This is a genomic window from Halosimplex rubrum (assembly GCF_013415885.1).
GTDB lineage: Archaea > Halobacteriota > Halobacteria > Halobacteriales > Haloarculaceae > Halosimplex > Halosimplex rubrum.
Genome location: NZ_CP058910.1, coordinates 3,840,032 through 3,851,222, shown reverse-complemented (window position 1 = coordinate 3,851,222; position 11,191 = coordinate 3,840,032). Strand labels below are relative to the sequence as shown.

The window sequence follows — 11,191 nt, the reverse complement described above, 5'->3', positions numbered from 1 at the left end:
GTACCGCGCTAGGCGAGTCACAGGTGACACGCACCGATCGCCGCCGGGCCCGTCGTGGATGGCTCGGCTCGGTGGCGACCTCGGGGACCGCCCCCACGCATCGGGCGTGACGATAACCCATGAAACTCAATCGACTACTCAACGACGACGACGCGGTGTCGCCGGTGATCGGCGTCATCCTGATGGTCGCGATCACGGTCATCCTCGCGGCGGTCATCGCGACGTTCGTCCTCGGACTCGGCGACCAGGTCAGTAACACCTCCCCGCAGGCATCGTTCAGCTTCGAGTGGGACGGCGCTTCCGGCGAGGAAGGCACGTTGACCATCACGCACGATGGCGGCGATACGATCCAGGCACAGAACCTCTATGTCCGCGGGAGCGACGGGAGCGTCGGGGGGGCGGACGACGCGAACCTCGGACAGACCTGGGACAGTAGCGATTACGGCGGCGGCGTCGGAGCGACATCCGAGATTCAGGCAGGGATGAACATCGACATCGACAAGGTCGGCTCCGACGGCGAGATCAGTCTCGTCTGGCAGAGCTCGACCGGCGAGAGTTCCACCACGCTGAAAACGTGGACCGGCCCCACGGCCTGACCGGTCGCGCTGTCCCCGTTCGGTCTTTCTGACGGACGGCCTCTCGACCTCGATTTTGATATCGATCGATAGATCTCGATCGTGAATTCTGAAATCAACGGATCGATCCCGCCGTCGCACTCGACGGCTCCGAAACGCTCTTAGCACATGCCCATAGAATCACATATCATCGACCGGGCGGGCCGATCGCCCTTCGCGAACACGGGTCCTACATCATGAGCAACGAGACGAGACGGTTTCCGGCTGGCGCGGACGGGGAGGAGGAGCTGTCGAAAGGGGAGATATTCGACGTGTTGCAGAACCAGCGTCGTCGGTACGTACTCGAGTATCTCAAGCGCTACGACGAACCGGTGGGGCTGAGCGACCTGGCCACGCAGGTCGCCGCCTGGGAGTACCAGACGCCGGTCGAGGACGTGACCACCGACCAGAAGAAACGCGTCTACACGACCCTCCAGCAGACCCACCTCTGCAAGATGGAGGAGGCCGGCATCGTCGAGTACGACACCGAGGACAACACGGTCGCGCGGACGCCCTACACCGAGGAGCTGACGGTGTATCTGGAGATCGTCCCCGGATCGGAGTTCCCCTGGCGGGAGTTCTACCTCTCGCTCGGGTCGATCAGCTGCGCCGTCGTCGCCGCGCTGTGGACCGGGCTCTTCCCCCTCACGCTCCTGACGCCGCTCGAATGGGCGACGGTCATCGCCGCGACGTTCACCGTCTCCGCGGCCTACCACACCTACAGCGGCGCCGACATGCAGCTCGGCGACGACGAGTACGTCCCCGACGAGTTCGACCGGTAACGGCGACACGCCCCCGACCGGGTTCGACTGACGGCGACACGGCCGGCAGGGGTCGGACAGTCCCCGTCACTTCTATCCCGAACGCACCTCTCAGCGTGTGGCTCTTCGCGGACGACGAGCAGGACGGACCCGACGCCGAAGTCGCGTCACGTTCGTCCCGTTTCGCGGGCTCAACGACCGGGAGCCGCGGCCGTCGGCTTTATTTCGGTCGGGCGCAGTCATCCGCCAATGGATCGGGGTCGGGCGCTCGTCTACGCCGCCGCCGCGGTCATCGTCGGCGTGACCGTCATCAGCGGCCCCGCTATCGGTCTCGTCGACCTGACGACGCCGCGCTACGACATGTCCGGCCTCGGCGAGGGCGACGTGACCGTCGACGAGATCGAACTGCCGTCGTCGGTCGCGATCGACCGCGGGTATCGGTCCCAGTCGTACTATCTCACCGTCCCGGACGCGCGGATCCGCATCGCCGCTATCGACGGTAAACCGACCGTGGCCTACGGGATCGACATCCCCGCGCTGGGGTACTCCCGCTCGACGACGCACTTCCTGAGCGACGGCGACACCGGTTGGGCCTCGCTGTCGCTGCGCGAGGACACGCTCGCCGACGACGCGGTCGTCGCCGACGGGTACGAGGGGACCCTGTCGCTCGTGTTGCGCGATAGCGACGGGAAGACCGTCCTCGCGAACCGGACGGTCCCCGTGGAGGTGAGCGAATGAGCACCGAACGCGCCCGGACGCTCGCCCCGGCCGACGTTCGCGAGCGCCTGGCGGCGGCGCGAAGGGCGCTCGTCCGGGCGCTCGTCGGCGACCGCCTCGGTCTCGTGGTCTGTCTCGGCACGCTCCTCGCGGTCGGTGTCTCCTGGCGGGTCGGCGTGTTCATCAACGACAACTACACGCTGGCCAACGCGCTGGTCGCGCTCGTCGACGGGAGCCTCGTCGTCGACGAGGCGGCGTACGGCTCGCTCGAAGTGCCCGGCGTCCAAGTGTACGACGGCCGACTCTACGGTCGCAACTACGGTCAGGTGGCCCTCGCGGTCCCGCTGCTGTGGGCGCTGCGCGCCGCGACGGCGGTCGCCGACCTCGGACTCGTCTTCGCGGCCGCGTGGTCGCTCCTCCTGCTCGCGTTCGCCGTCCAGGTCGGACGACTCACCGGTCGGGAGTCGCCCTGTGCGACGGCCGGCGCCGTCCTCGCGCTCGCGACGTTCGGGACCAACGCCGCGTTGGCGGAACCGATCCCAGCGCGTCTGCTGCCGCTGGTGGCGCTCCAGCTCGGGACGGTTCTCGCGACGACCGTCGTCTCGACCACGGTCTACCGACTGCTCGCCCGCATGCACGACCGGCGGGTCGGTGTCGCCGCGGCCGTGGTGTCGGTCCTCGCAACGCCCGTCGCCTTCTGGGCGGCGATCCCCAAACGCCACCTCACCGTCACGGCGCTCCTCGTGACCGTCGTCTACGCGTTCTACCGCAGCCGGTCGGCCACCGGGAGCGCCGACGGGGGAGACGCGCTGCTCTCGCCGACCGGCTTCCGCGCGCTGGCGTACGTCCTCGTCGGGCTCTGCACCTGGGTCCACGCGGGCGAGGGGTTCGTCGTCTTCCTCGCGCTCGTCGCCGTCGACCTGCCGACGGCGCCGTCGAACGACCGACGGACCCTCGCCGTCGTCGGCGCCGCCTTCGCCGCGTCGCTCGTCCCCTTCTTCGTGACTAACGCGCTCATCTCCGGCGACCCGGTCCGGCCGCCGCGGATGCTCTCGGAGTTCGCCGTCCCGACCGACCGCGGGGCGTTCGGTGGTAGCGGCGCGAGCGGTGGCGCCGCGAGCGGTGGCGGCTCGGCGCCGCTCCTGCCGGCGCCCGTTCGGATCGCCGTCGCGACGGCGGCCGAGCGGCTCGGGCTCCTCTTCGGTCCGTTCGTCGCCGGCGCGAAGTCCGCGGTCTCCGACCCCGAGTCGCTGTACCGAACCTTCGTCCGCGCCGGCTACGACGGGTACATCGGCCAGCGCGACAACGACCAGGCGATCAACCTCTCGGTCCTCGAATCGGCGCCGGTCCTCGCGGGCGTCGCCGCGCTCGTCGCGACCGGGGGCCGTCGAGCGGCCGCCGCGGTCCGCGGACGCGGGGCCGGTCCCGCGTTCGGCGCGCGCGTCCGTCGGTCGGTCCGCGCGGTCCGCGCGTCGCCGGCCACCGCGACGGACGCGTTCGTCGCCCTCGTCGCCGTGCTGTTCACGCTCGTCTACGTCCCGCGCCTGCCGCTGTTCGCCCAGGTGACCGTCCGGTACCTCCTGCCGGTCTACGTCCTGGCCGTCTACGCGCTGGCGCGTCAGGGGTGGGCCCGGCGCGTCGTCGCCGAACACGGTCGTGCGGCCCTGTGGAGCTACCTCGGCGGCGTGCTGCTGGGCGCGCAGCTCGTCTTCGTCGTCGTCACGGCCGGGTCGTTCGGCCGCGGCGGCGCGTTCCAGCTGCACGCCGTCGTCGGTCTGGCCGTCGGCGCCGCGTTCGGCGTATCGGCGGTCGGGAGCGCCCTCGACGAGCGGTTCGACTCGGTGACGGCGGTCGCCGGCGGGCTCGCCGCCGCGCTCGGGACGAACCTCGCGGTCCTCTCGGCGTTCGTGTACTTCCGGTACGGCCCGTACGTCCTGCCCGCCGCCGACTGGCTCGCCGACCTGCTGGCGTCGGCGTAGCTAGTCAGGCTTTTTGCCCCCCGTGGTCATTCCACGGGCATGAACCGCCTCAAGCAGTCGCTGCTCGACGCCCCGATCGTCGAAAAGGAGGGGTACCACTACTTCGTCCACCCGATCAGCGACGGCGTGCCGATGCTCCACCCGGAGCTGCTCCGGGAGATCGTCATCAAGATCATCCGAAAGGCCGAACTGGAGAACGTCGACAAGATCGTCACGCCCGCCGCGATGGGCATCCACATCTCCACCGCCGTCTCCCTGATGACCGACATCCCCATCGTCGTCGTCCGCAAGCGCCAGTACGGCCTCGACGGCGAGGTCGCCCTCTCGCAGGTGACCGGCTACTCCGAGTCGGAGATGTACGTCAACGACGTCTACGAGGGCGACCGCGTGCTCGTGCTCGACGACGTGCTTTCGACGGGGGGCACCCTCTCGGGCATCACCGGCGCGCTCGAGGAGATCGGCGCCGACATCGTCGACATCGTCTGCGTCATCAAGAAAGACGACGGCCCGAACAAGCTCGCCGACGCCGGCTACGACGCCAAGACGCTCATCAACGTCGTCGTCGAGGACGGCGAGGTCGTCATCACGGACGACCAGGGTGACGACTGAGCCGGTTCTCGCACCCTTCCACGGCTCCAGCTCCGTTCTACACCGCTCCGACCGCGACCGCACCGAAGTACAGCCCCGCGAGTATCAGCGCCGCGCCGACGACCTGCACGAGCCGTCGGATCCGGTCGTCCGGCCCGCCGTCGCTCCCGTAGTCGCCACCGCGGTCGCCCGGGACGTGCCCGACCGTGTGCGTGCGGACGACCGCTTCCGGCGCCGCGATCAGTACCGCGCCGAGGCCGACGCCGAGGACCGCGGCCAGCAGCGTTCGGTAGTCCATCTCAGCTCCGCAGCTTCTCGATGCGTTTCTCCATCGGCGGGTGCGTCGCGAACAGCCGCGCGAGCCCGCGTTCCTCGCCGAAGATACACAGCGCGTTGACCTGCTCGTCGATCGCCGAGTCGCTCGCCCGCTCGTTGCCGCTGCTGATCTTCTCCAGCGCGCGTGCGAGCGGTTCCCCCGACCCGATGGCGCCCGCGGCGTCGCTGTCGGCGACGTACTCGCGGTACCGCGAGATCGCCATCACGAACAGCATCACGAGCATCTGGACGATCTGACCGACGACGATGGCCAGAAAGAGGTCGGCGATCTCGTTGTCGCCGGTCAGTAGGACGACCCACTGGGCGACGATGGCGACGATCGAGGCGATCCCCTGCCCGAGCACCATCATCACCACGTCGCGGTTCGCGATGTGGGCCAGTTCGTGAGCGAGGACGCCCTCGACCTCGTCGGCGTCGAGCGTCGCGAGCAGCTCACGCGAGACGACGACCGTCCCGGCGCCCTTCCGCCCGACCGCGAAGGCGTTGGGCACGCCCATCCGGGCGATCATGAGTCGGGGCTTGTCGATGCCCATCTCCTCGGAGAGCGTCTTGACCTGGCGGTGGATCTCCCGGTACTGCTCCTCGGGCATGTCTTCGGCCCCGACGCTCCGGATCGCCGCCCACTTGCCGACCTTGTACTGGACGCCCACGAACAGGACGCTGCCGACCAGTACCAGCCACAGCGGGACGCTGAACGCGCCCATCGCCACGACCGCGGCGACGGCGTAGAACGCGAACAGGATCGACCCCACGACCGCCATCCGCGCGGTGAGACTCGGGTGACGCATACGTGACGTGTTCCCGTCCCGACGCCTCAAGAACCCTCCGCTTGTCGTCGGTCGGCCGTGAAGCCCTCGCTCAGAGACGTGTTCGGTCATTGATGGGTGTCTCCGGATCGCGGTGGCGAGCACACGCGAGACGGTGCTCGTCGTGTGGTTCGCGGCAAAATCGTAGCGGGAGGGAGATTTGAACTACGTCAAGACGTGCTCGCTCGTTGCACCCGCTGCGCGCGACTTGCCTACTTCAAATCTACTGACGATTTCGTGACCTCATGACGCGCTCGGCGATGAAACGCCTCGCTGGGTGTGTGAGGTCACGAGAAATAGCGGGAGGTAGATTTGAACTACCGATCTGCGGGTTATGAGCCCGCCGGAATCTCCTGGCTATCCCATCCCGCTACCAGTTTGTACCGGCGACCACCCATTAAGGGTTGTGATTCGTTCGCCGTCCGTGAATTACCCTCGCGGTCACGCCTCGTGGACCTGCCAGGTGAACAGGCTCTCGAAGACGTAGTTGACGACCATCCCGACGGCGATGCCACAGCCCTTCGCGACGAGCAGCCAGAGGTCGAGTCCCGAGAGCACCGACGCGAGCCCGACGACGCCGGCCGCGCTCGACAGCACCGCCACGTCGCCGAAGGACAGATCGACGAACAGCGGGTTGTAGATACTCCACCAGATGACGAACTGCGTCGTCACGCCGACGGCGCGGACGGCGTGCGAACGTTTGAGACGCGAGAGTAACGACTCCCGGTCGCCGCCGCCGTGGTCGGCGAACGTCCAGTTCTCGTTGACCAGGAACATCACCAGAATCGCGGTCTCGACGCCGGCCGCCCAGGCGACGGTCGGGTGCGCCCCGACGACCTCCGAGAGGAAGACCAGCACGGCCGTGTCGCAGGCCGCACCGACGACCCCGACGGAGACGAACTTGCCGAATCGGATCCCGGAAACGAGCGACGACAGGCGCCCCCTGGCCGACCGCTCGCCGTCAGTCATGCTTGTCCACCAGTGCGGTCGGCTCCTCGCGGGTCGCCGCGATGGCGTTGTGGACGCGGCTGTCCCGGATCTGTTTCGCGCGGTGGCGCGAGGAGAGCAACGCGCGGGCGAGTCGCACCGACGTCCGGACCGGCGAGACGGTCGAGCCCGGCTTGTCCTCCCAGGTGATCGGGACCTCGGCCACGTCCATCTCCAGCGCGCCGGCCATCGCGACCAGTTCCACGTCCCAGGCGAACCCCGGTTCGTAGAGGTGCTGGCGGACGGCCTCCCACGACTCGGCGGTGATCGCCTTCGCGCCGCACTGGTAGTCGTAGAGGTCGGCGTCTAACATCCGGCGGGCGAGCCAGGCGAAGCCGTCGCCGAGGAACCGGCGGGCGAACGTCTGGTGGCTGGTGATCGTCGAGTCGGGATGGCGACGGGAGCCGACGGCCACGTCGGCGGCGCCGTCGGTGACCGCGGCGAGCACGTCGGCGAACTCGCCGGGCGCGGTGGAGCCGTCGGCGTCGACGAACCCGAGCACGTCGGTGTCGAGCGCCTCGAACCCGGCGGTGACGGCGGCGCCCTTGCCCCGGCGGTACGGCGAGCGGTGGACGGTCGCCGGGAGGTCCGAGAGGGCGGCGGCCACCCGGTCGTCGGCGTCGTCCAGTTCGATCCGGATCGCGTCGGGGGCGAACTCCTCGTCGAGCGAGCGAACGTAGGCGGAGAGTCGGTCCACGTCGGGACGGAAGGCGGGGACCACGAGACCGACGGACGCGCTCATTGTCTGCCGTGACCACCGCGGCGAGTAAAAACCGTTCGGAACGGCGAACGTTCCGGCCACGTCGCCGACTCCTCGCGCGACTCCGATCGGTCCACAAGAGGTATAGGCTCCGGAGACGGCCACACTGGTAATGGAGTACGGTCTGGTCATCTGGTGGCTCGTGGCCTACCTCGCCCTGCTGGCCGTGGGGATGCCGCTGGCGGCCGCCCTGTTCCCCCGCCTCGCCGACCGCGGGGCGGGCGTCGCGCTCCCGACGGCGCTGGCCGTCCTCTGGGTCGTCGCCTATCTCCTCGGCCACGTCTCGCTGACCGCCGGCCTGCTCGTCGGCCTCGGCGCGCTCGCGACCGTCGCCGGTGCCGCCCTCTACCGCGCCAACGAGACGGACGGGGAGCCGCTGTTCGACCGGCGGCGCTACGCGGAGGCCGCCGCCGTGTTCACCGTCGCCTTCCTGTTCATGATAGCGATCCGCGCCGTCGACGCCGGCGTCCATCCCTTCCTCGGCGAGAAGTTCCTCGACTTCGGCATGCTGCAGTCGCTGCTGCGCGCCGACCGCCTCCCGCCCGAGGACATGTGGTTCGCCGGCCGCCCGGTCCAGTACTACTACGGCGGACACCTGATCGTCGCGCTGCTGACGAAGATCACGGGGACCGAGCCCCGGTTCGCCTACAACCTCGCGCTCGCCGGTTTCTACGGGATGCTCGTCACGGCCGCCTACGGGCTGGCGGGGTCGATCGCGGCGAGCCGCGATGTCTCCCGCGTTCGAGCGGGCGCGTTCGCCGCGTTCTTCGTCGGCTTCGCGAGCAACATCTCGACGCCGGTGTACGTCGTCGCCTGGCTGCTCCCCGACGGGATCGCCTCCTTCTTCGCCGGGCTGTTCGGCACGAGCCTGGGACGGGTCGGTACGGGCGGGCTGGCGGAGTTCCGCTACTGGGACGCCAGCCGCGTCATCGAGGGGACGATCAACGAGTTCCCGCTGTTCGCCTGGCTCAACGGCGACCTGCACGCCCACATGATGTCCGCGCCGTTCGTCCTCTTCACCGCGGCGCTGCTCTTCAGCTACTACCGGACGCCCGAGACCGACCTGACCCGCCGCCGACTGCTCGTGTTCGTCGTCGTGCCGCCGCTCGCCGGGATGCTCGCCGTCGTCAACACGTGGTCGTTCCCGACCGCTGGCGGGCTGGCGTTCCTGGCACTCGCGCTCGCGCCCGCCGACCCGGTGACGCTGCTCCCGGCGCCGCTCTCCGACCGGATACCACGGCGGGAGAGCTGGCGGCGCGAACTCGCCCGTCACGGCGTCGCGCTCGGCGGCGCCGTCGCCGTCGTCGCGCTCGGTCTCCTCTGGTCGCTGCCGTTCTGGCTCGGCACCGCCAGCGGCCGGTCGATCGCCTTCCTCCCCGACCGGAGTTCGCTCGGCGGGCTGCTGTTCGCCCACGGCGCGTTCGCGTTCCTGTTCGCGATCCACCTGGCCCGGCACTCCCTCGCGGAGATCGGCCGCGAGCACGTCGGCGAAGCGGTCGTGATGCTCGCCGTCGCCGTGCTGGTCGCCTGGATCGGCGGCTCGACGGCCGCGTTCGCGATATTCGGTCCGATGATCCTCGTCGCCTGGGTCCTCCTCCGGACGCAGGCCGACGCGGTCCACCGCGCGACCGCGCGGGCCGCCGACACCGCCCGCCGGGTCGCCACCGACGGCGGGACGGCGACCGCCGGAACGACCTCGGGGTCCGATACCGATCCCGACCCCGGAGTCCCCGAACGGCTCCGCGACGTGGTCGGTTTCGAGACGCTCCTGATCGTCGCGGGGGCGGGGATCGTCGTCCTCGTCGAGTTCGTCTACGTCAAGGAACAGGCAGGGCCGGGCCGGATGAACACCGTGTTCAAGACCTACGCGGACGTGTGGATCCTCTGGGCGGTCGCGGCCGGCGCCATCCTCGCCCACCTCGTCGAGAACCACTCGCCCGAACTGGCGCTGTCGGGCGAGCGCTGGGCGTCGGTCTTCCGCGCGCTCGCCGTGGTCCTGGTCGTCTCCACCGCGCTGTACGGCGCGCTCGCCCTCGGCGGCCACTTCGGTGGCGACGGCTACTTCAGCCGGTACAACCACCCCGACGACCCCACGCTCGACGGCTTCACCTACATCAACGAGACCCACCCCGAGGAGTACGCCGCCATCCGCTGGTTCGAGGACCTCGAGGGCCAGCCCAACATCGCCTCGGCGCCGGGACAGGACATGTACCGGTGGACCAACCCCGTCTCGAGTCTCACGGGCGTCCCGACGCTGGCCGGGTGGGCCCACGAGGTCGGCTATCGCGGCGGCGAGTCCTATCGCGCCCGCGTGGACGACGTGAACACCATCTACACCGGGTCACCCGAACAGCGGGCCTACTACCTCGACGTCTACGATGTCGAGTACGTCTACGTCGGGTCGAACGAGCGCGACGCCTACGCGAGCGACGACCTGGCCGTCTTCGAATCGATGGCCGGCGTCACGGTCGAGAAACGATGGGACGGCGCGATCGTCTACCGGGTCGACCGACAGGCGCTCCAGTACACCGGAAAGAGCGGTTGATACGGCCACGGCGCGTCGACGCCGGCCCCGTCCCTCTCGCCGATCAGTGCGAGTCGGCGTGGCGCCGCCGGTGGACGATCCCCTGGTTGTCCGCCGCGTTCCGTACGAACGATCGGAGCGCCTCGCCGGTCTCGCTGTCCTCGTCTAGCACCATCGGCTCCCCGGCGTCGCCGCCCTCGCGGACGGCCGGGTCCAGCGGGATCTCGCCGAGGAACGGCATCCGCGTCTCTTCGGCGAACGCTTCCCCGCCACCCTCGCCGAAGATAGCGTGTTCGCCGCCGCAGTCCGGACACCTGAACGAACTCATGTTCTCGACGATGCCCAGGACGGGCGTCTCGTGCTCGCCGAACATCTCGAGGCCCTTCCGCGCGTCGTCGATCGCGACCTCCTGGGGCGTCGTAACGATGACCGCGCCGGTGACGGGGACGCTCTGGAGGAGCGTGAGCTGGGTGTCGCCGGTCCCCGGCGGCAGGTCGACGACCATGTAGTCGAGACTACCCCACTCCACGTCCTCCCAGAGCTGGGTGAGCACCTTGTGGACCATCGGTCCCCGCCAGATGACGGGGTCGTCCTCCCCGACGAGGAAGTCCATGCTCATCAGCTTCATCCCGTACCGTTCCGGCGGCACGAGCGTCTCGTCGGGCGTCGCCTGGGGCTGCTGGTCGGCGTCGAGCATCCGCGGCACGTTCGGCCCGTAGACGTCGGCGTCGAACAGTCCGACGCGAGCGCCCAGCTGGGCCAGCCCCGCCGCGAGGTTCACGGCGATCGTGCTCTTGCCGACGCCGCCCTTCCCCGAGGCGACGGCGATGACGTTCTCGACGCCCGGCAGGACCGACCCCTCGGCGACGAGCCCGCTGTCGACCTCGGCGTCGAGTTCGACCCGCAGGTCCAGGCCCGACAGCGCCTCCCGGACTGCCCCCGCGATGTCGGTCTCGATCGGGGAGTACGGCGCGCCCAGCGCCAGTGAGACACGGACTTCCTCCTCGTCCATCTCCACCGAGTTGACCAGTCCGAGCGAGACGATATCGTCGTCCAGGTCCGGGTCCTCGACCGTGCCGAGCAGGTCGAGCACGTCGTCTTCGTCCATACGACCGTCTC

The 11,191-nt window shown here is 69.4% G+C and carries 11 protein-coding genes and 1 tRNA gene; 6 read left to right on the top strand and 6 right to left on the bottom strand.

Annotation, left to right across the window (positions count from 1 at the left end; translation table 11 throughout):
• The first annotated feature begins 119 nt into the window (after nucleotides 1-119).
• From HZS55_RS19260 to hpt, 5 genes are all read left to right on the top strand, one after another.
• The gene (locus HZS55_RS19260) at nucleotides 120-596 is read left to right on the top strand and encodes a type IV pilin (protein WP_179909167.1); all 477 of its coding nucleotides are present in this window, start codon (nucleotides 120-122) and stop codon (nucleotides 594-596) included.
• A 215-nt stretch (nucleotides 597-811) separates the two neighbouring features.
• Nucleotides 812-1,396: a DUF7344 domain-containing protein gene (locus HZS55_RS19255; RefSeq protein WP_179909166.1), complete on the top strand. Its 585-nt coding sequence runs from the start codon at nucleotides 812-814 to the stop codon at nucleotides 1,394-1,396.
• Between the two features lie 228 nt (nucleotides 1,397-1,624).
• On the top strand, nucleotides 1,625-2,113 hold the full coding sequence (locus HZS55_RS19250; RefSeq protein WP_179909165.1) for a hypothetical protein: 489 nt from the start codon (nucleotides 1,625-1,627) through the stop codon (nucleotides 2,111-2,113).
• A complete protein-coding gene (locus HZS55_RS19245; protein WP_179909164.1) occupies nucleotides 2,110-4,071 on the top strand; it encodes a hypothetical protein in 1,962 nt (653 codons plus the stop codon). Before HZS55_RS19250 ends, HZS55_RS19245 begins: the two co-directional genes overlap by 4 nt.
• 39 nt (nucleotides 4,072-4,110) lie before the next feature.
• Nucleotides 4,111-4,680 (top strand): hypoxanthine/guanine phosphoribosyltransferase, encoded by a 570-nt coding sequence (gene hpt, locus HZS55_RS19240; protein WP_179909163.1) that lies wholly within the window; start codon nucleotides 4,111-4,113, stop codon nucleotides 4,678-4,680.
• A gap of 37 nt (nucleotides 4,681-4,717) precedes the next feature.
• On the opposite strand, the gene HZS55_RS19235 is transcribed toward hpt, so the two are convergent.
• The 5 genes from HZS55_RS19235 to HZS55_RS19215 all read right to left on the bottom strand — a co-directional run bounded on the left by HZS55_RS19235 (nucleotide 4,718) and on the right by HZS55_RS19215 (nucleotide 7,530).
• Entirely contained in the window at nucleotides 4,718-4,957 is a 240-nt protein-coding gene (locus tag HZS55_RS19235; protein WP_179909162.1) for a hypothetical protein, read from the bottom strand.
• Between the two features lies 1 nt (nucleotide 4,958).
• On the bottom strand, nucleotides 4,959-5,783 hold the full coding sequence (locus tag HZS55_RS19230; RefSeq protein ID WP_218927242.1) for a M48 family metallopeptidase: 825 nt from the start codon (nucleotides 5,781-5,783) through the stop codon (nucleotides 4,959-4,961).
• A 315-nt stretch (nucleotides 5,784-6,098) separates the two neighbouring features.
• A tRNA-Met gene (locus HZS55_RS19225) sits at nucleotides 6,099-6,173 on the bottom strand.
• A gap of 69 nt (nucleotides 6,174-6,242) precedes the next feature.
• On the bottom strand, nucleotides 6,243-6,770 hold the full coding sequence (locus HZS55_RS19220) for a GtrA family protein (RefSeq protein WP_179909161.1): 528 nt from the start codon (nucleotides 6,768-6,770) through the stop codon (nucleotides 6,243-6,245).
• Nucleotides 6,763-7,530, bottom strand: a complete 768-nt coding sequence (locus tag HZS55_RS19215) for a glycosyltransferase (protein ID WP_179909160.1) — start codon at nucleotides 7,528-7,530, stop codon at nucleotides 6,763-6,765. Before HZS55_RS19215 ends, HZS55_RS19220 begins: the two co-directional genes overlap by 8 nt.
• Before the next feature lie 130 nt (nucleotides 7,531-7,660).
• Here HZS55_RS19215 and HZS55_RS19210 point away from each other — a divergent pair, with 130 nt between their 5' ends.
• Nucleotides 7,661-10,093: a DUF2298 domain-containing protein gene (locus HZS55_RS19210; RefSeq protein ID WP_179909159.1), complete on the top strand. Its 2,433-nt coding sequence runs from the start codon at nucleotides 7,661-7,663 to the stop codon at nucleotides 10,091-10,093.
• A 43-nt stretch (nucleotides 10,094-10,136) separates the two neighbouring features.
• Here the strand turns inward: HZS55_RS19210 and HZS55_RS19205 are convergent, their stop codons facing one another.
• Nucleotides 10,137-11,180 carry an Mrp/NBP35 family ATP-binding protein gene (locus tag HZS55_RS19205; RefSeq protein WP_179909158.1) on the bottom strand — a complete coding sequence of 348 codons (1,044 nt, stop codon included), beginning with the start codon at nucleotides 11,178-11,180 and terminating at the stop codon, nucleotides 10,137-10,139.
• Nucleotides 11,181-11,191 lie beyond the last annotated feature (11 nt).